Below are 19482 nucleotides of genomic sequence, written 5' to 3'. Positions count from 1 at the left end.
ACTCTCCGGATCCGGGCGCCTTGCGGACGTCCCGTCAGCCGAGCGCGGTGCGCAGCGCCCCCGCCAGTGCCGCCGGGGCCTCGGTGAGCGAGGGCCCGTACCAGGTCAGGTAACGCCCGCTGACGAGCGCGGCGGGCAGGCCGGGAAACGCCTCCGGGCCGTCCTCCCCGGTGAAGAGATACGGCTCGTCCGGCAGCACGATCAGATCGGTGCCGCCGTGCCCGTTCAGCTCCTCGATCGGCACCCGTGGATAGCGCTCGCCGTGGTGCGCGTACACGTTGTGCACGCCGAGATGAGCCAGCAGCGCGCCCGCGAAGGTGTCGCGGCCGAGAACCATCCACGGTTTGCGCCACACCGGCACGACGGCCCGCGCGTCGAACTCCGCGCGCACCTCCCGCCAGGCATCCTCCGCCTCGTCGAGCCAGCCCGGACGGGCGAGCCCGCAGCCCGCGGTGAGTACCCGGTCCAGCTCGGCGAACGCCTGCGGCAGCGTGCGCACTTCGGTGACGAGGACGTCCAGACCGGCGGAGCGCAGCGCGGCGAGATCGGCCTCGCGGTTCTCCTCCTCGTTGGCGACGACGAGGTCGGGCGCGAGGGAGACGATCCGCTCGACGTCCGGGTTCTTCGTGCCTCGGATGCGGGCCACATCCAGCCCGGGCGGGTGGCTGCACCAGTCGGTGGCGCCGATGAGGAGTTCGGGTGCCGTCGCCGCCAGAGCCTCGGTCAGGGAGGGGACGAGGGAGACGACGCGTCGCACGGTGCCGGTACGTCTGTGCGCCATACCGGCACCGTACGCCCCCCGTGCGGCTCAAGGTGCCGCAGCCCCGTACTGCGGCCACGCCACCCGGTGGTCGTCCGCCGGGGGTCGCCGACGGGCCGGAGGCGCGTTCCTCGTACGGAGAAGAGAGTAGACCGGACTCGGCCGATGAGGCAGGCCAATTTGCGCCACCCGCGCACATGGATTGCGGATCGCGCAACGGCCCGGCCGCCGTAGCGGAGCCGTGCCGTCCCGGTCCGCCCGGTGCCTCTTCCGTGTCCGCTGTCGGGGGCGTACGGCATCATCGGGGCGTGACTACGACGACGGCACGACGCCTGATGCTCCTGGACACCTCGTCCCTCTACTTCCGTGCGTACTTCGGCGTGCCGGACTCGGTGAAGGCGCCCGACGGCACCCCGGTCAACGCGGTGCGCGGGCTGCTCGACTTCATCGCGCGCCTGGTGAGCAACCGTCACCCGGACTCGCTCGTGGCCTGCATGGACTTCGACTGGCGTCCCCAGTGGCGCGTCGAACTCATCCCCTCCTACAAGGCGCACCGCGTCGCCGAGGAGGTGGCCTCGGGTCCCGACGCCGAGGAGATCCCGGACACGCTGAGCCCGCAGGTGCCGGTCATCGACGACGTGCTCGACGCGGTCGGCATCGCCCGCGTCGGCGCGGCCGGCTTCGAGGCGGACGACATCATCGGCACCCTCACGGCCCGCGCCGGCTCGCCCGTCGACATCGTCACCGGCGACCGCGACCTGTTCCAGCTGATCGACGACGACCGGGGCGTGCGTGTGCTGTATCCGGTCAAGGGCGTCGGCACGCTCGACGTCTACGACGGTGCCGCTCTGCGCGCCAAGTACGGCGTGGACGGCGGGGGTTACGCCGATCTGGCCCTGTTGCGCGGCGACCCGAGCGACGGGCTCCCGGGCGTGCAGGGCATCGGCGAGAAGACCGCCGCGAAGCTGCTGGAGCGCTACGGCGACCTGGCGGGAATCATCGCCGCCGCCGAGGATCCCGCGTCGGCGATCACACCGGCACAGCGCAAGCGTCTGGCCGAGGCCCGCCCGTATCTGGCCGTGGCACCGAAGGTGGTGCACGTCGCGAGCGACGTGGCCCTGCCGGAATTCGACGCCGCTCTGCCGTCCCGCCCGCGCGACCCGCAGGCCCTCGACGCCCTCGCGGAGCGGTGGGGCCTCGGTGGCTCCCTGGAGCGGCTGCTGAACGTGCTGGCGGAGCGGGAGCGCTGACTGCGGAGGCACTGCCGAAGGGCGGGGCCCGGGAAACCCTGCGGGCCCCGGGGAAGGGCTGCGAGCGGGGCGGGCGGCGCCTTGCGCGGGCTGAAGTGGTACGTTGAGAACTTAGGTAACCCTAACTACTCCGTCCCCTCTGCTTCCGCGCAATCCTGGAGTCCCACGTGGCAGACCGCCCGGCCCGCAGCAAGAACCAGGTCCACCACGCGCACGTGGTCCGCACCGAGCAGCTGACCCCTCACATGGTGCGCGTCGTGCTGGGCGGCCCCGGTCTGGCGGAATTCGAGGCCGGCGAGTACACGGACCACTACGTCAAGCTGCTCTTCCCGGTCCCGGGCGTGGAGTATCCGGAGCCGTTCGACATCGCCGCCATCCGCGCGGACCTCCCCCGCGACCAGTGGCCCGTCACCCGTACGTACACGGTGCGCTCCTGGGCGCCCTCGGCGCGCGAGCTGACGCTCGACTTCGTCGTGCACGGGGACGAGGGGCTGGCCGGGCCGTGGGCACGAAACGCCCGGCCGGGCGACGAGGTCCGCTTCCTCGGCCCCGGCGGCGCCTACGCCCCCGCTCCGGAGGCCGACTGGCATCTGCTCGCCGGGGACGAGAGCGCCCTTCCCGCCATCGCGGCCGCGCTCGAGAGCATGCCCGCGGACGCCACTGTGCGGGCGCTGATCGAGGTCGAGGGCCCGCAGGAGGAGCAGAAGCTGAGCGTGCCGGACACAGCCGGCGTGACGTGGCTGCACCGTGGAACGGTCCGGGTGGGAGCGAAGCTGACCGAGGCCGTGCGGGCACTGGAGTTCCCGCCGGGAACGCCGCAGGCGTTCGTGCACGGCGAGGCCGGCTTCGTCAAGGAACTCCGCCGTCATCTGCGTCTCGAACGCGGCCTGGAGCGCGACCAGTTGTCCATCTCCGGCTACTGGCGGCTCGGCCACGACGAGGACGGCTGGCAGGCGTCGAAGAAGGACTGGAAGGCGCAGGTCGAGGCCGAGCAGGAGGCGGGCACCGGCCAGTAGCCGTGACCGGTCCCCCGCCCGTTCCGCTCGTTGCTCCGCGCGTCCGGTGGGACGTCAGCGTTCCATCCGGCCGCCGGGGCATTCCCGCCCCGGCGCCGTGACCGGATTGCATCTCACCGGACCGCTGCCACGCGGGAGTTCGGCCACGTAGTCCGAGCCGTAGCGGGCGGCGAGGCCCGGTACGGGGAAGTCCGTCGAGACCATCTGGGCTCCCGAGGCCAGAGCGTCGCGGAGCATGCCCGTATCACCGGTGGAGGCCTGGTCAAGGGGCACGTCGGAGCGTGTGCGGACGAAGTACCCCTGCTTCACAAGGTCCTGGATGACGGCCTTGTTGGGCCCTGTCGGGTCGTTGACCTTCATGAACGCGGCGTCCGCGCGGCCCGGTTCGGAATCGGTGAACAGAACCCTGCCCTGCAGGCTCTCCCTCCCCCCAGCCCGGTAGGCGTCCTGAAGTTTCTGGTCGTCGTTGTCCATCAGGAACATCACCTTGCCGCGGGCGGCGGACAGCCGCGGCCAGCCGTGCTTGCGCACCGATTCCTCCAGCGTTTCGCCGGGGCGTCGGATGTCGTCGGCGGTGAGGGTGGCCTCGTCGGGGAAGACGGTACGGATCTCCGCGTCCAGCGCGTCCAGCATCCCGGTGTCCCAGGGCGGGCTCTTCGCTCCGCCGCGGGCCTCCATCTCCGGGTCCGTCTCCTTGAGTTCGAGGAGCACGGGCACGGGCACATGACCGGGGCGCCGTTCGGACCACTTCTTCACCTGCGTCAGGCAGCGCCTGAGCGTGACGCAGCTGCTGTGGTAATCGAAGTCGGCCCAGTGCATCACCTTGAAGCCTGGCTCGCTCAGATCCGGATCGTCCTGCGGCGGCAGGCCGGCGCCCTTGCGGATCAGCGGGTCGGCGTAGAGACCACCGTCCGGGTCGGGAAAGACGTCCAGTTCGATGCCGCGGGCCTGCTGACGGGAGAACTGCACGGGCAGCGACGCGTGACTGTAGAGCAGCGTAGGGAAGTTGGGGTCGTGCTGTGCCATCAACTGCTGCTCGGCGAACGGCGCTTCACGGTGGTAGCTGTTGTGGGTCGCCATCGCCTGGAGCTGCGTGACACGCAGTCCGTCCGCCGTGGAGCGCTCCTTCGCGGACTGCGGGGCGGGCGCCGCCGACGAGAGCGCGACGGCCGCGGCCAGGGCTGCGACGGACGCGGCCCATCGCCGGCCCCTGGATCCGGACGGGAACGTGGGGCCGGGACGGGGTCTGGAAGCGGATCCGGACGTGGTGCGCACATCGACCTCCCGCGGGCACGAGAACTTCGGGCGCGATGTACATGCCCACGCGGCGCACGGAGCCAACACCCGTGCGAAGCACGGCCGTTGACCGAGGCGCCGATGCGGCCGGGCCGTGCACTCCCCGGCCGCGGGGGTGTCAGCCCACGCTCGTGTACGCCACGACTCCGCGCCGCATCGACTCCAGCGCCTTGTGCGCGTTCTTCGCCACATCTCCGCCTTCCGGCGCCGCGACCGCGATCTGCCCCAGCACGTCGATGCACTGCTTGCACCAGCGCACGAAGTCGCCGGCGGGCATGTCGGCGTCACGCAGCACCGCGTCCAAGCCGTGGCCCTCGGCCCACCGGTAGGCGGCCCAGGCGAAGCCGAGGTCCGGCTCGCGCTGGCCGACCCCCTCGGTCTGGCTGATGCGGTGCTCCTCCTCCAGGGCGTCCAGGCGGCCCCAGATGCGCACCATCTCCTGCAGGGCGCCCCGCGCTCCGCCGCTCGGCAGCTTCGGGGGCAGGGCGTCGTCGGCGGCGCGCGACTCGTACACCAACGCCGAGACGCAGGCGGCCAGTTCGGAAGGAGGCAGGCCCTCCCACACGCCTTCACGCAGGCATTCGCTCGCCAGGAGGTCCAGCTCGCCGTAGAGCCTCGCCAGCCGCCGCCCGTCCTCCGTCACCTCGTCGCCGCGGAGGTAGCCCAGCTCCGTCAGCAGCGCGGAGACACGGTCGAAGGTGCGGGCGATGGTGTTCGTGCGGCCCTCGATCTTGCGCTCCAGCTGACGCGTGTCCCGCTTGAGCCGGTGGTACCGCTCCGCCCAACGGGCGTGGTTCTCGCGCTCGTCGCAGCCGTGGCAGGGGTGGCGGCGGATGTCGGCGCGCAGCTGTGCGATCTCGTCGTCGTCGGCTGCGTCCGCCCGCTGCTTGCGGTGCCGCGGAGGCGCGTGGTGACCGGCCTTCGTGCGCAGCGCGGACGCAAGGTCCCGACGGGACTGTGGGCTGCGGGCGTTGAACGACCTCGGGATGCGCATCCGCTCCAGCGGCTCGACGGGCACGGGGAAGTCGATGGAACCCAGCCGCTTCACCTGCCGCTGTGCGGTCAGGACCAGTGGACGCGGCCCGTCCTGCTGATGCCAGCCCCGGCGCTCGACGGGACCCCGGCCACCCGCGCCCGTCCCCGGGTCGAGGACGAGCGCCAGCCCCGCGAACTTGCCCGTAGGCACATGGATGACGTCCCCGGGCTTCAGCTTCTCCAGCGCCGCGGCTGCCTGTGCCCTGCGCTGCATCGCGCCCTGCTTGGCCAGTTCCGTCTCACGGTCCTTCAGGCGCCGACGCAGCCGCGAATACTCCTCGAAGTCGCCGAGGTGGCACGTCATCGACTCCCGGTAGCCCTCCAGGCCCTCCTCGTTGCGCTGGACCTGACGGGAGATGCCCACCACGGAACGGTCGGCCTGGAACTGGGCGAAGGACGTCTCCAGGAGCTCACGCGAGGTGTGCCGCCCGAACTGCCCGACGAGGTTGACCGCCATGTTGTACGAGGGCTTGAAGGAAGAGCGCAGCGGATACGTGCGCGTACCGGCCAGACCGGCGAGGGCTGCCGGATCCATGCCTCGCTGCCACAGCACGACCGCGTGGCCCTCGATGTCGATGCCGCGGCGCCCCGCCCGGCCCGTCAGCTGCGTGAACTCGCCGGGCGTGATGTCCGCGTGCTGCTCGCCGTTCCACTTGACGAGCTTCTCCAGCACCACGGACCGAGCCGGCATGTTGATCCCGAGGGCGAGGGTCTCCGTCGCGAAGACGGCCTTGACCAGGCCCCGTACGAACAGTTCCTCGACAACCTCCTTGAAGGTGGGCAACATGCCCGCATGGTGCGCGGCGATGCCCCTCTCCAGGCCCTCCAGCCACTCGAAATAGCCCAGGACGTGGAGATCCGTGTCGGGGATGTCGGCCGTGCGCTGCTCGACGATCTCGCGGACCCGCGCCCGCGCGGGGCTGTCGTTCAGCCGCAGCCCCGCGTAGAGGCACTGCTGCACGGCGGCCTCACAGCCCGCGCGGCTGAAGATGAAGGTGATGGCGGGCAGCAGGCCTTCCGAGTCCAGCCTGTCGATGACCTCCGGGCGGCTCGGCGTCCACACGCGCGACCGCTGGCGCCGCTCGCGTTCCCTGTCCGCCTCCCTGCGCGGGTTCCCCCGGCGGCGGTCCCGCGGGCCGGACACGCGGCTGTTCTCCATGCGGGCCATGCGCACCAGGTCGGGATTGACCTCGCGCTTGTCGCCCTTCTCCTCGAACAGGTCGTACATGCGGCGGCCCCCGAGTACGTGCTGCCACAGGGGCACGGGGCGGTGCTCGGAGACGATCACCTCGGTGTCGCCGCGGACGGTGTCCAGCCAGTCCCCGAACTCCTCGGCGTTGGACACCGTCGCAGAGAGGGAGACCAGTGTCACCGACTCGGGCAGGTGGATGATCACCTCTTCCCAGACCGCACCCCGGAACCGGTCGGAGAGGTAGTGCACCTCGTCCATGACCACGTATCCGAGCCCGACGAGCGCCTGCGAGCCCGCGTAGAGCATGTTCCGCAGGACCTCGGTCGTCATCACGATCACGGGGGCATCGGCGTTGACACTGTTGTCCCCGGTCAGCAGGCCCACCCGGTCCGCGCCGTGGCGTTTGGCCAGGTCGTTGTACTTCTGGTTCGACAGGGCCTTGATCGGCGTGGTGTAGAAGCACTTGCGGCCCTGCGTGAGGGCGAGGTGCACGGCGAACTCGCCGACGATCGTCTTGCCGGAGCCGGTCGGCGCCGCGACCAGTACTCCCTTGCCGGCTTCGAGGGCTCGGCACGCCTCGATCTGGAACTCGTCGAGATCGAAGTCGTACAGGTCACGGAACGGGGCGAGAGCGGTGGCCTGCTCGGCGGCGCGCAGCCGCGCCAGTGCATATCGCTCTGCGGGAGACAGATCCTCGGTCATCGTGACTACGAGCCTACCGGCCACCTCCGACACCGCTCACGATCATTACTCCCCCACGAGCAGCCGGACGGCCCTCGGAACCACCCGCGCCGTCAGCGGCAGCGGTCCGAGCGGCTCACCGTCCGCGTATCCCGTCACGTCCGGCGCCTCCAGGCGCACGCTGCGCGCGCGGTACGTCGTGACGACGGGATGGGACAGATGGGTGCCCTTGTAGACGCGGGGAAAGACGCGCAGCAGCGTCGCACGGCTGCACTCCCCGACGACCGTCACGTCGAAGAGCCCGTCGTCCATCTCGGCGCCGTGGCAGATGCGCATGCCACCCCCGTACGAGGGGCCGTTGCCGACCGCCACGAGAGTGGCCTCGGTCTCCATCGGCTCGCCGTCGTCGAGCGTGATCCGGTACGGAATGGTCTTGAAGGCGGCCAGTTCGGCGAGGATCGCGAGGTCGTACTTGATCTTGCCTGCGGGCCAGCGCATCCGGTTGCCGCGGTCGTTCACGCGCGAGTCGAAACCCGAGGCGAGCACCGACCCGAACCAGCGCTCCCCCGCTCTGCCCAGATCGATGCGGCGCTCGTGCCCGGCCTTGAGGGCCTCCGCGACGAGGCGTCCGGCCTCGGCGGGCTCCCGCACGGGCAGGCCCGCGGCGCGGGCGAAGTCGTTGCCGGTGCCCACGGCGACGACGCCGAGCGGGGTGTCCGTACCGGCGACCGCCTGGAGCCCCAGGGAAGACATGCCGTCACCGCCGACGGCCACCAGTGCTCCGGTGCCCGCCTGCACCGCCTCGCGGGCTCTCACCAGCGCGTCGTCGGCGTCGTTGCCGACGACGGTGCGTACGGCGAATCCGGCCTGCCGCAGGGAGTCAGCGGCGGGCTGTGCGGCGCCGGCGCCACGGCCACGGCCCGCAGTGGGATTGACGAAAAGAGTGATCTCGCTGGTCACGCGCGGACCATACCTGCTCAGGTCGCGTCGCCGTAACCGTCCCGTCCCTGCCGACCGCTTCCGTTCGTGCCCGGGCCGCCGCCGGACTCCGCCTCCGGGAGAGCACGGGGCGCGGGGACGCTCTCACCCTCCTCGAGGGCGTCAGGGGTGTCGATCTGCGCGGCCTCGTCGTCGTCGAGCTCCGCGTACGGATCGCTCCGCCTGCGGCGGCGGTCGTTCAGGAGGCAGATGCCCACGGCTCCGAAGTAGAGCAGCACGATGGGTGCCGCCAGGGCCGCCATCGTCAGCGGATCGCCCGTGGGTGTGGCGACGGCGGAGAAGATCGTGATGCAGAGCACCATCGCCCGCCACCAGCCCAGCAGCTTGCGCCCGCTGAGGATGCCGGTGAGGTTGAGCATCACCAGCAGCAGCGGAAGTTCGAAGGCAAGCCCGAAGACGATCACCAGCCGCGTGACGATGTCGATGAAGTCGTCCAGCGGGATCAGGTTGCCGGTGCCGTCCGGAGTGAAGTCGAGGAGTGCCGCGGCAGCCTGGGGCAGGATCAGATACGCGAGGTAGGCACCGCCGACGAAGAGCGGGACGCCGGCGCCGACGAAGGCGCGCGCGTACTTCTTCTCGTGCTTGTGCAGACCGGGGGCGAGGAAGGCCCACAGCTGGTGGAGCCAGATCGGGGAGGCGGCGACCACGCCGACCATCAGGGCGACCTTGAGCATGATCGTGAAAGGAGCGATCAGGCCGTTGATGGTGATCTCGGCGCACGTCTCGCCGTCCTCGGCGGCGCGCCCGAAGCCCTGCGTGCAGCCGACGGAGTCGCGCACCGGATCGGTGAGGAAGTCGGCGACCGGCTTGTAGTAGATCATCGCCACGACGGTGACGACGAGGATCGCCAGCACCGACTTCATCAGCCGGTTGCGCAGCTCCCGCAAATGCTCCGCGAGGGGCATCCGCCCCTCGGGGTCCTTCTCGCTTTTGCCCTGTCTACGGGCTGACTTGAGCAACCCAGGTCCTCGTTGTCTGAAGTGTCGGAAATGCCGGGATTACCGTGCTGGCGGTGCACGGCGGAGTCACTCAGTGGTCAGGACTGGCTCTGCTGCTGGTTCTTGGTCGGCTCGGTGACGGGCCGGGAGCTGGCGACATCCCCGGGGGCGGCTTGGATGGTCTTCGGCGCCTGCTGGGTGTCGGGGGTGCCGGCGTCGCTTTCGTCGCCGCCGTCCTTCTTCATCTGCTTGGCCTCGCTCTTGAGGATGCGGGCAGATTTGCCGAGCGAACGGGCCATGTCCGGAAGCTTCTTGGCGCCGAACAGCAGCAGGATGACCAGGACGATCAGAACGATCTCCATGGGCCTAAGGTTGCCGATCATGTGCCACTACCTTCTCGCCGGGGCCGGCGTATGTCCTTGCCTGCCGTATGAATCGGACGGGCTGCGTCAAGCGAGTGCTCTCAGCGATCGTAACCCTGAGCCGTGAACGACGGGCAATGCCCGTACTTACACGAGGTTGCGCTCTTCGACCGCCATGACGCGGCTCTGTGCAGCCTACCGCTCAAAGGTACGGGCCAGGCAGGGCGCGTTTGGCGCCGGCGCCATCACGGCCGCCCACGGCCCGGCCGCGCTGCGTCCCCCTGCCCGTCGCCCCCTGAGTCACCGCTGCCGTCGCCCCGGGCCTCGGCTCGCAGGTCTGCGTGTGCGTCACGCGCGGCACCCGCACGCCCGGCCAGCGGTACGGCGGCACGCTCCAGGTCCTCGGCGGCCCGGGCGATGCGCTCCGAGCTGTCGCCCACGGCACGGGAGAACCGGCGGACCTCCAGCCCGACGCGGACGGCCAGCACACCGAGCACGGCGATTCCGCAGAAGGCGAGTGCGAGAAAGAACATGGGCCAGAGCATGGGCCGAGCCTAGTGGGAACAGCGGGGCTGCTCCGCGCGCACTCTCACTCCCCGTACGCCGCGAGCGCCGTACGCGCCGCCTCGCGTGCGCTGTCGGCGAGTTCGCGCGGTGCCACGATCCTGCCGTCGCGTCCGAGTCGCAGCGCCAGCCTCTTCAGCGAGGCCGGGTCGGGCGTGCGCAGGGTGACCCGCAGCCCGCCGTCGGGAAGCTCCTCGGCGCTGTCGTACGGGTAGTACTCGGCGACCCAGCGGCCGCCGGGGCCGACATCGACGACCACCTCGGGGTCCTCCGCGGAGGGCTGGACGAGTCCCTCGCTCAGGTCCCGCAGCTCCACCGGCGGCGGGTCCGCCGGCTCCTCCAGCAGGCGGATCTCGGCCACCCTGTCCAGCCGGAACGTACGCCGGGCCTCCGAGAGGCGGCACCAGGCCTCGAGGTAGGTGTGCCCGACGGCGAAGAGCCGGATGGGGTCGACCTCGCGCTCGGTGAGTTCGTCGCGCGCCGGCGAGTAGTAGCGCAGCCACAGCCTGCGCCGCTCGGCGATGGCGCGGTCCACATCGGCGAAGACCCCGCCCTCCGACTCGAAGGTGACCGACAGCCGCGAACTGGCGCCCGCGTTCTCCCCCGCCGCCTCCTCCAGCTTGGCGGTGGCACGCCGCAGCGCGTCCCGGTCGCTCTCGCGCAACCCCGGCAGCGTGGCCACGGCGCGGGCCGCGACGAGCAGCGCCGTCGCCTCGTCGGAGGCCAGACGCAGCGGCTGCGCGGTGTCGCTGCCGAGAGCGTCCGCATTGCGCCACCAGATGCGCTCGCCGTCGGTGTCGATCTCCAGAAGGTCGCCACCGCGGAAGCTGGTGCCGCACATCGGCAGCACGTCGAGATCCGAGATCAACTCGTCGGCGGTGATGCCGAAGGCCCGGGCGACGTCGTCGATACGGGCGCCCGGTCGGTCCCTGAGATAGGTGACCAGGGACAGCATCCGGCGGGTCTGGTCGATGGCGTTCGGTGCCACGGTCTGTGCTCCCCCTCAGCCCTTGGCCACGGCGCGCAGCCGGTCGACCACTTCGGCCCGCAGTTCGGCCGGCTCCAGCACGATCACGTCGGGCCCGAACTCCACCAGCCAGGCGTCCAGCCCGTGTCCGTACGGGATCTCCAACTCCTCCCAGCCGTCGGGCAGTTCCCGCACCTCCGTGGCGCGGGCCCGTAGCGGGTAGCCGGCCCCCGCGCGCAGCCGGATGCGCGCGGTGCGCGACGCGCTCTCGCCTGCCCAGCGCTCGACCGTCTCCCGTACGGTCACCTGATCGGGCACGACGGCGGTGAACGCGGTGGCCCGCGACCGCACGGGCCCGGTGATCCGGGAGAGGCGGAAGACTCGCTCGGCCTGCCGCTCACGGTCGAAGCCTGCGAGATACCAGTGGCCCCGCCAGCACTCCAGCGTCCAGGGCTCGACCTGACGGCGCTCGGGGCGGGCCGCATTGGACTTGCGATAGTCGAAGACGACGGGACGGCGGTCCCGGCAGGCGAGCATCAGCGGCTCGAAAGCGGCCTCGCGGACGGGGATGTAGGGCTCCAGCGTGCTGTGCGCGACGGCCGGTTCGGCCGCGCCCCCGTCCTCGTGCTGCGGCATGCCGCCGGCCGCTCGCAGCTTCTGGAGCGCGCCGCTCGCGGCTCCCGCGAGACGCGCCTGCTGCCAGACGCGGGCAGCCAGGCCGAGGGCGGTGGCCTCCTCGGCGTCGAGGGCGATGGGCGGAAGCCGGTTGCTGTCGCGCTGTGCCCGGTAGCCGATGTCACCGTCCAGACTCTCCACGGTGTCGATGACCAGGCCGAGCTCGCGCAGATCGTCCTTGTCCCGCTCGAACATCCTGTTGAATGCCTCGTCGCTGCCGGCCTCCAGGTATGCCTCGATCGAGGTACGCAGCTCGCGTTTCGTCAGCGGGCGCCGGGTCCCGAGCAGGCACAGCGCCAGATTCATCAGCCGCTCGGCCTTGGCAATCGCCATGGGCTCCCTCGTGCTCCCGTACTTCTCGTACTGCTCTGTGCTCTTCTCGGCAATTGACCGTACCGCTAGCGGGGTTCCCCGCAAAAGCAAAGACCCGGGGGCCCCGCCCGCAGGCGGGACCCCCGGAAGAAGCCGCGTCGCGGCCCGGCTCAGACGGAGACGAGGTCGCAGACGAAGATCAGGGTCTCGTTCGGCTTGATGCGGCCACCGCCCGCACCCTGCTCCCCGTAGGCGAGGTGCGCGGGAATGGTCAGCCGACGGCGCCCGCCGACCTTCATGCCCTGCACACCGCGGTCCCAGCCGGGGATGACCTGGCCGGCGCCGAGCTGGAACTGCAGCGGCTTGCCGCGGTTCCAGCTGGCGTCGAACTCCTCGCCGCTGGAGAAGGAGACGCCCACGTAGTGGACGGAGACGTTGTCGCCGGCCTTGGCCTCGGGCCCGTCGCCCTCCCAGAGATCCACGATCTCCAGGTCGGCAGGCGGCGCGCCCTCGGGGAAGTCGACCTCGGGCTTGTCGGTGCTCACGAAATGGCTCCTAGCAACAAATCATTCGGACAACCGCGCCAGTCTTTCACGGCACACGGACTCAGTTGACGTCCAGCACGTCCACCGAGAAGACCACGCCCGAGGAGAACTGCTTCTGCTGCTGCTTGGGGAACTCGCTCTTCGGCACGGACATCACGACGCGGCTGCCGGCCTTCTTGCCCTTGAGCGCCTCGGCCCAGCCGGGGATCTTGGCGACGGGGATCTCCTGCGGCCCGCCCTGGGCCCAGGTGTCGTCGAGCTGCTTGCCGTCCTTCCACAGCTTGGCCGTGAACTGGCTCAGGACGGTGCTCTTCTCGGTGACCGTCTTCCCGTCGCCCTTGATGATCGTCTCGTCGAGCAGCTTGTCCGGAGCCTTGTCCTTGCCCTTGGGCATGGTGATCTTGGGTGCCTTGTCCTTCTCGACCTTGGTGCTCACCTCGGGCAGCTCGGGGTTGTGGTCGAGCTTCGCCACCTCGCCGTCGATCTTGTTCGGCATGATCTTCTTGAGGTCCACGACGAAGACCAGCGTGGAGTTCTTGGGGATCGTGGGGGGCTGGCCCTGCTTGCCGTAGCCCTTCGACGGGGGCACCACCATCTCGACGCGGCTGCCGAGCTTCTTGCCCACCAGGGCCTCGTCCCAGCCCTTGATGACCTTGCCGGTGCCGATCTGGAAGGTGGCCGGCTGGCCCCGCTTCCAGCTGCTGTCGAACTCCTTACCGTTCCACAGCTGACCGTGGTAGTCCGCGTTGAGCGAGTCGCCCTTCTTGACCTTCTGCCCCTTGCCCTCCTTGAGGACCTTGACCTTCAGGTCCTTCGGGGGCTTGCCCTTCCCCTTGGCCACCTTCGGCTTCTTGTCCGCGGCACCGGTGACCTGCGGAGGCTGCCCGTTCTGGTCCTCCTCGCTGCCACAGGCGGCAACGGAGACGATCAGCGCCGGCACGGCGAGAGCCGCGACAAAGCGGCGCAGGGAGGTCTTCCTGGGGTGGGGGGTCGTTCCCCGAGGGGTCTGCAGCATTGTGTCCAACTCGCGGTATAGGGATGTCCGGACGGTCGGGCCAACCCTACGGCCCCGCCCGGACATCCCGTCCCCGGTCGACACTTCTCACATTCCGGCGATGAGCTTCTCCACACGCTCGTCGACCGACCGGAAGGGGTCCTTGCACAGGACGGTTCGCTGCGCCTGGTCGTTGAGCTTGAGGTGGACCCAGTCGACGGTGAAGTCCCGCCGCTGCTCCTGGGCCCGCCTGATGAAGTCGCCGCGGAGCCGCGCACGGGTCGTCTGCGGCGGCACCGACTTGCCCTCGAAGATCTTCAGATCGTTGCAGATACGGGCGGCCTGGTTGTTGCGCTCCAGCAGGTAGTAGAGGCCACGGCGACGGTGGATGTCGTGGTACGCGAGGTCTATCTGCGCGACGCGCGGGTGCGACATCGTGATGTTGTTCTTGGCCCGGTACCGCTCGATCAGCTGGTACTTCATGACCCAGTCGATCTCAGTGTTGATCTTGTCCAGCTCCTGGGCGCGGATGGCCTCGAGGGCCCGGCCCCAAAGCTCCAGTACGCGCTCCACGCGGCCCGTGCGGATGCCGCGCCGGTCGCAGAAGTCCAGCGCCTTCTCGAAGTACTCCTGCTGCACCTCCAGCGCCGAGGCCTCACGGCCGCTGGCCAGGCGCACCTTGCGCTGCCCTGTGATGTCGTGGCTGACCTCCCGGATGGCCCGGATCGGGTTCTCCAGGGTCAGGTCGCGCATCACCGTGCCCGCCTCGATCATGCGCAGCACGAGGTCGGTGGCCCCGACCTTGAGCAGCATGGTCGTCTCGGACATGTTGGAGTCGCCCACGATGACGTGGAGACGACGGTAGCGCTCCGCGTCCGCATGCGGCTCGTCACGGGTGTTGATGATCGGCCGGGACCGGGTGGTCGCGGAGCTGACGCCCTCCCAGATGTGCTCGGCACGCTGGCTGACGCAGTAGACGGCCCCACGGGGCGTCTGCAGCACCTTGCCGGCGCCGCACACGAGCTGACGCGTGACGAGGAACGGGATGAGCACGTCGGCAAGACGCGAGAACTCCCCGTGCCGCGCGACGAGATAATTCTCGTGGCAGCCGTAGGAGTTGCCCGCCGAGTCGGTGTTGTTCTTGAAGAGAAAGACGTCGCCTGCGATTCCTTCCTCGTGCAGGCGCCGTTCGGCATCGACGAGGAGACCCTCGAGGATGCGCTCGCCGGACTTGTCGTGGGTGACCAGCTCGGTCACGTTGTCGCACTCGGGAGTCGCGTATTCGGGGTGGGAGCCAACGTCCAGATAGAGGCGGGCGCCGTTGCGCAGAAAGACGTTGCTGCTGCGGCCCCATGACACGACACGGCGGAAGAGATACCGCGCCACTTCGTCGGGGGACAGACGGCGCTGACCCCGGAACGTACACGTGACGCCGTACTCGTTCTCAAGCCCGAAGATTCGGCGGTCCATGACTGAACATTACGCCTGACGGCCTGTTCTGAAACCGGGTTCGGGGGCACCATTGCGATCATTTTCCGCCTCCGTGACCGGGGGCGACGCATGTCCCTGGCCCGATGCCGGGCCCGCGACAGAAGTGCTGCGGGAAGTCACGGAGGCGACCGAAAAGGCCCGGCCCGTCAGCAGCAGCACGAGGAACGCCGCCAGTCCTCCCCCGCCCACGACGGCGAAGCCCGCCGCGGCGCCGCCCCACTCGATGACGGGGCCCACGACCCCCGTGCCGGCTGCCGCTCCGACGCCGAACGTCGTGACCAGCCAGGAGAAGGCCTCGGTCACCGTCCCCGAGGGTGCGTGACGGTCCACGACCACGAACGCGCAGGCGAGCGCCGGGGCCAGGAAGACGCCTGACAAGCCGGCCAGGGCCGTCATCGCGATCACTCCGGGGACGAGGACCAGCGGCATGTAGCCCACGGCAAGGGCGAGAACAAGCCACACCAGCCTGCGTTCCGGGACGCCCGCCCAGTGCCGCGCCCCGTAGACGACTCCGCCCGCGAGCGCACCGAAGCCCAGCGCCGAGAGGAGATAACTGGAGATCAGGGCCTCGCCGTGCTCGTCGGCGTAGCTCACGGAGGCGACGGCGACGGCACCCAGCGCGAGCCCGACGAAGAAGAAGGTGGCGAGCAGGGCCAGCAGCCCCGCGGAGCGGAGCGCGCCCAGCCAGTGCGGCTCCCGCGGCTCGGAACGCCACGCTCGCGAAGGCGGCGAGACGACGACCGACAGCGCGCCGAGGACACCCATCGTGTTGATGACCAGCAGTGCCGCGGCCTCGTTCCAGAGGGCCACGAACACCGTCACCAGCAGCGGTCCGACGGCGAACATCACCTCTTGGGCGACGGCGTCCAGCGCGTACGCCCGGTGTACCTTCCCCGGACCCTTGAGCACACTGGGCCACAGAGCGCGCAGGCCGCCCTCGAGCGGCGGGGTGCACACCCCGGCAATGAACACCCCTATGGTGGCGGCCCACACCGGGTCGGTGCCGACCGCTGTCAGCAGCAGCATGCCCAGCGCCGAGAGCACGGCTGCGGGGAACATCACGCGTGGCTGTCCGTGAAGGTCGACGAGACGTCCCAGCATCGGCTGGCCGACGGCGGTCGCGAGCCCGTACACGGCCGAGAGAACACCGGCGAGCGTGTAACTCCCTCCCTCGGCACGGGTGAAGAGCACGATGGCCAATGGCCCTGTGGCGTTGGGAAGCCTGCCTGTCAGCGTGCCCGCGAGCAGCCGCATCGCGTGCCTGGCACGCAGCAGTTCGGCGTAGCCCATCGCCACGGCTCCCACTCTCCTTCCGGCGCCCAGCGTTCCAGGCAAGCACGTTGTACGTATAACTAACGTCGTCATACGTACCATGTCGCTGACCCCACGGTCCACCCCAGGAACTGGCCGCGGGCGGCGAAGGAGCGGAACGGATGGCGAGCAACCGGCGGCCCGGCACTGCGGAGCAGCCGCGCACGGGGGCGTCCAGCGGACGTCCCACCAGCCGTGACGTCGCCCGGCGGGCGAGCGTCTCGCAGGCGACGGTCTCCCTTGTGCTGGGCGGCAAGTGGGAGGGACGGGTCTCTCCCCGCACGGCGGAAACCGTGAGGGCCGCCGCACAGGCGCTCGGCTACCGCCCCAACCTGTCCGCCCGGAGCCTTCGACTGGGACGCACCCGCACGGCGCTCCTCGTCGTGCCCGCCCTTACCCACGACTACTTCGCGCGGGTCCACGCCGGTGCCTCACGGATCGCGGCCGAGCACGACTTCGGCGTGGTCCTCTATCCCTCTCCCGAGGGCACCGGACCGGCCGTCGACCCGTTCGGTTCCGCTCGCGCCGCGCTGGACGGCGTGATCGCCTCCTCGATGGCTCCGGACGCTCTGGCGGCACTGCGCGAGGGCGGACTGCCACTGGTGATGCTGGACACCGACCCCGAGGCCGACCGAGCAGTGGCAACCGTCAATCTCGACATCGCCGACGGCATGCGGCAGGTGGCCGACCATGTGCTCGTCCTCGGTCACCGGCGCCTGGCGCATCTCGCGGCGGCAGTGGACACCTGGACCTTCGGCGTACGGGCTCGCTCGCTGGCGCAGGCAGTGGCCCAGGCGCCGGGAGCGGAGCTTCGCACGGAGCCCAGCGACCTCAGCGTCGAGGATGCGCTGCGCGGCGCCACCCGTGCCCTGACGGCCGACCCGCGGCCCACGGCCGTGATCTGTGACGACGATCTGCTGGCGGCCGGAGCGTGCAAGGCGGCGCGGCGGCTGGGGTTGCGTGTGCCGGAGGACGTGTCCGTGACGGGCTTCGACGATCTGAGCCTGGCGACCGCGCTGGAGCCGGAGTTGACGACTGTGCGGCTCCCCGCGGAGGAGGTCGGTGCGGCCGGCATGCTGGCGCTGCTGGACGTTCTGGCGGGCCGGGAGGCCGATGCACCCGTGCTTCCCGTCCAGCTGGTCCGCCGCGGTTCCACGGCGGAGCCCTCCTCGGACTCCTGACGCGACGGTGTGGACCGTTCAGCGGGAGCCGGCACCCGGCCGAAGGTCTCTACTGGCGCTCAACACCGCGTGCCCCGCAGGGTGTTGGCCCTGCGGGGCACGCGAATGAACCGACGGTGAGGCGCTACTCTTCCGAGCCGCCCTCGGAGGACTCCTCCGCGTCGCCGCCCGACGAGGACGAGGAGCTCGAGCCGCCGGAGCTCTCGTCCTCTCCCAGCAGGCGCTGCAGCTGGGTGCCCAGTACTCGCTGGAACTTTCGCTGCTGGACCCGGGTGCGGTCGAGGAGCGCGACCTCCAGCTGATCAGCGGTCACTTCGCGCTCGCCGCCGTTGTTGTCGCGCGCCAGGGACTCCTTGCCGAGCTTGACCGCCTCCGCCAGCGTCATGTCGTCACGGTGGCGCTCTTCGAGATAGCTGTTGATCTGGTCCGAGTTGCCGCCGACCGCGAGCGAGCCGTGCTCGTCCACGATGGAACCGTCGTGCGGCAGCCGGTAGATCTGGTCGTCCTCAGGGGCAGCGCCGACCTCGGCGACGATCAGCTCCACCTCGTACGGCTTCTCGGCGGCGCTGGAGAAGATCGTCCCCAGCGTCTGGGCGTAGACGTTCGCGAGGCCACGGCCCGTCACATCGGCGCGGTCGTAGGTGAATCCACGAAGATCCGCGTAACGGACGCCGCCGATGCGCAGATTCTCGAACTCGTTGTACTTGCCCACTGCCGCGAAGGCGATGCGGTCATAGATCTCGCTGATCTTGTGGAGCGACCGCGAGGGGTTCTCCGCGACGAACACGATGCCATCGGTGTACTGCAGCACGACCACGCTGCGGCCCCGAGCGATGCCCTTGCGGGCGTACTCGGCGCGGTCCGCCATGGCCTGCTGTGGTGAGACGTAGAACGGCGTCGACACCGGCTATCCGTCCCTTCCTTCTCCTGTCAGAGGGCGCTGAAGGCCCCGTGGCCTTCGTCAGGTGAGCGGGGCCTGCGGCCCGTTGGGATTCTGGAGCCGGCCCTCGTGCATGGTGCGTACGAGCGCGGAGACTTCCTCCTCGGACAGCTTCCGGCAGCCCTCGTCGGAGATGACCGTGAGCGTGGGGTAGATCTTGCGTGTCATGTCGGGGCCGCCCGTCGCCGAGTCGTCGTCGGCCGCGTCGTAGAGCGCCTGCAGCGACACCGTGCAGACCTGCTCCTCCGTCAGGTCGCTCCGGTGCAGCTTCTTCAAGGAGCCCCGCGCGAAGACCGATCCGGAACCCACGGCGGTGAAGCCGACCTCCTCGGAGCGGCCGCCCGTCACGTCGTAGGAGAAGATGCGCCCCTTTTCGCGCTGCACGTCGTAGCCCGCGAAGACCGGGACGACGGCGAGGCCCTGCAAGGCCATGCCGAGGTTGCTGCGGATCATGGTGGACAGGCGGTTGGCCTTGCCCTCCAGCGACAGCGTCGAGCCCTCGACCTTCTCGAAGTGCTCCAGCTCCAACTGGAACAGCTTCACCATCTCCACCGCGAGCCCTGCCGTGCCAGCGATGCCGACGGCCGAGTACTCGTCGGCCGGGAAGACCTTCTCGATGTCCCGCTGGGCGATGACATTGCCCATCGTGGCGCGGCGGTCGCCCGCGAGCACCACGCCGCCCGTGTACGTCGCCGCGACGATGGTCGTCCCGTGCGGAGCCTGCACGGCGCCCTCGACAGCAGGCAGGGGCCGGCTACCGGGCAGCACCGCAGGAGCGTGCTCGGACAGGAAGTCCATGAACGAGGACGAGCCGGGCGTCAGGAAGGCAGCCGGCAGACGCCCTGTGTCACGAGTGTTGGCTTCCACACGTTTCCTTCCACAGATCGGAAGTCGGTTCAGAAGAGATCTTGGAATTGCTGCACGGACCATACCCGCAGGCCCGGAAGTCACCCGTCCTGCGCCCCCGCTGCCG

17 protein-coding genes and 1 pseudogene are annotated in these 19482 nt (G+C 70.1%); 3 read left to right on the top strand and 15 right to left on the bottom strand.

Annotation, left to right across the window (positions count from 1 at the left end; genetic code table 11):
* Window positions 1-34 precede the first annotated feature (34 nt).
* A complete protein-coding gene (locus tag I004_RS0117360) occupies window positions 35-781 on the bottom strand; it encodes a helical backbone metal receptor (protein ID WP_028436544.1) in 747 nt (248 codons plus the stop codon).
* 314 nt (window positions 782-1095) lie between these two features.
* Between I004_RS0117360 and I004_RS0117355 the strand changes: the two genes are divergently transcribed.
* Window positions 1096-2010 carry a 5'-3' exonuclease gene (locus I004_RS0117355; protein WP_028436543.1) on the top strand — a complete coding sequence of 305 codons (915 nt, stop codon included), beginning with the start codon at window positions 1096-1098 and terminating at the stop codon, window positions 2008-2010.
* Between the two features lie 167 nt (window positions 2011-2177).
* Window positions 2178-3026 carry a siderophore-interacting protein gene (locus tag I004_RS0117350; protein ID WP_028436542.1) on the top strand — a complete coding sequence of 283 codons (849 nt, stop codon included), beginning with the start codon at window positions 2178-2180 and terminating at the stop codon, window positions 3024-3026.
* A gap of 54 nt (window positions 3027-3080) precedes the next feature.
* Here the strand turns inward: I004_RS0117350 and I004_RS0117345 are convergent, their stop codons facing one another.
* The 12 genes and pseudogenes from I004_RS0117345 to I004_RS0117290 form a co-directional block, all read right to left on the bottom strand.
* A complete protein-coding gene (locus I004_RS0117345; protein WP_486580067.1) occupies window positions 3081-4301 on the bottom strand; it encodes a phosphatidylinositol-specific phospholipase C1-like protein in 1221 nt (406 codons plus the stop codon).
* Between the two features lie 139 nt (window positions 4302-4440).
* Window positions 4441-7251: a DEAD/DEAH box helicase gene (locus tag I004_RS0117340; protein ID WP_028436540.1), complete on the bottom strand. Its 2811-nt coding sequence runs from the start codon at window positions 7249-7251 to the stop codon at window positions 4441-4443.
* 45 nt (window positions 7252-7296) lie between these two features.
* Complete coding sequence (locus I004_RS0117335) at window positions 7297-8190, bottom strand: diacylglycerol kinase (RefSeq protein ID WP_028436539.1); 894 nt, start codon at window positions 8188-8190, stop codon at window positions 7297-7299.
* Window positions 8191-8207: 17 nt separating this feature from the next.
* Window positions 8208-9188, bottom strand: a complete 981-nt coding sequence (gene tatC, locus I004_RS0117330) for a twin-arginine translocase subunit TatC (protein ID WP_028436538.1) — start codon at window positions 9186-9188, stop codon at window positions 8208-8210.
* A 77-nt stretch (window positions 9189-9265) separates the two neighbouring features.
* On the bottom strand, window positions 9266-9550 hold the full coding sequence (gene tatA, locus I004_RS0117325; protein WP_028436537.1) for a Sec-independent protein translocase subunit TatA: 285 nt from the start codon (window positions 9548-9550) through the stop codon (window positions 9266-9268).
* Between the two features lie 329 nt (window positions 9551-9879).
* Window positions 9880-10074 (bottom strand): annotated as a pseudogene (locus I004_RS34475) (hypothetical protein); the annotation flags it as partial.
* 44 nt (window positions 10075-10118) lie between these two features.
* Window positions 10119-11081 carry a WYL domain-containing protein gene (locus tag I004_RS0117315; RefSeq protein ID WP_028436536.1) on the bottom strand — a complete coding sequence of 321 codons (963 nt, stop codon included), beginning with the start codon at window positions 11079-11081 and terminating at the stop codon, window positions 10119-10121.
* A gap of 15 nt (window positions 11082-11096) precedes the next feature.
* On the bottom strand, window positions 11097-12068 hold the full coding sequence (locus I004_RS0117310) for a WYL domain-containing protein (protein ID WP_028436535.1): 972 nt from the start codon (window positions 12066-12068) through the stop codon (window positions 11097-11099).
* A 149-nt stretch (window positions 12069-12217) separates the two neighbouring features.
* The gene (locus I004_RS0117305; RefSeq protein ID WP_028436534.1) at window positions 12218-12592 is read right to left on the bottom strand and encodes an FKBP-type peptidyl-prolyl cis-trans isomerase; all 375 of its coding nucleotides are present in this window, start codon (window positions 12590-12592) and stop codon (window positions 12218-12220) included.
* Between the two features lie 61 nt (window positions 12593-12653).
* A complete protein-coding gene (locus tag I004_RS0117300; RefSeq protein ID WP_028436533.1) occupies window positions 12654-13607 on the bottom strand; it encodes an FKBP-type peptidyl-prolyl cis-trans isomerase in 954 nt (317 codons plus the stop codon).
* A gap of 87 nt (window positions 13608-13694) precedes the next feature.
* Window positions 13695-15056, bottom strand: a complete 1362-nt coding sequence (gene pafA / locus I004_RS0117295) for a Pup--protein ligase (protein WP_028436532.1) — start codon at window positions 15054-15056, stop codon at window positions 13695-13697.
* 9 nt (window positions 15057-15065) lie between these two features.
* Window positions 15066-16373, bottom strand: coding sequence for an MFS transporter (locus tag I004_RS0117290; RefSeq protein ID WP_028436531.1), 1308 nt, complete (start codon window positions 16371-16373; stop codon window positions 15066-15068).
* 137 nt (window positions 16374-16510) lie between these two features.
* Here I004_RS0117290 and I004_RS0117285 point away from each other — a divergent pair, with 137 nt between their 5' ends.
* Window positions 16511-17569 (top strand): LacI family DNA-binding transcriptional regulator, encoded by a 1059-nt coding sequence (locus I004_RS0117285; protein ID WP_028436530.1) that lies wholly within the window; start codon window positions 16511-16513, stop codon window positions 17567-17569.
* Between the two features lie 124 nt (window positions 17570-17693).
* Here I004_RS0117285 and prcA read toward each other — a convergent pair whose 3' ends face one another.
* Window positions 17694-18473: a proteasome subunit alpha gene (gene prcA, locus I004_RS0117280; protein ID WP_028436529.1), complete on the bottom strand. Its 780-nt coding sequence runs from the start codon at window positions 18471-18473 to the stop codon at window positions 17694-17696.
* Between the two features lie 57 nt (window positions 18474-18530).
* Window positions 18531-19376 carry a proteasome subunit beta gene (gene prcB / locus I004_RS0117275; protein WP_028436528.1) on the bottom strand — a complete coding sequence of 282 codons (846 nt, stop codon included), beginning with the start codon at window positions 19374-19376 and terminating at the stop codon, window positions 18531-18533.
* Between the last annotated feature and the right edge of the window lie 106 nt (window positions 19377-19482).

It is taken from the genome of Streptomyces sp. TAA486 (assembly GCF_000426165.1).
This window is presented reverse-complemented; position numbering and strand designations above follow the sequence as displayed.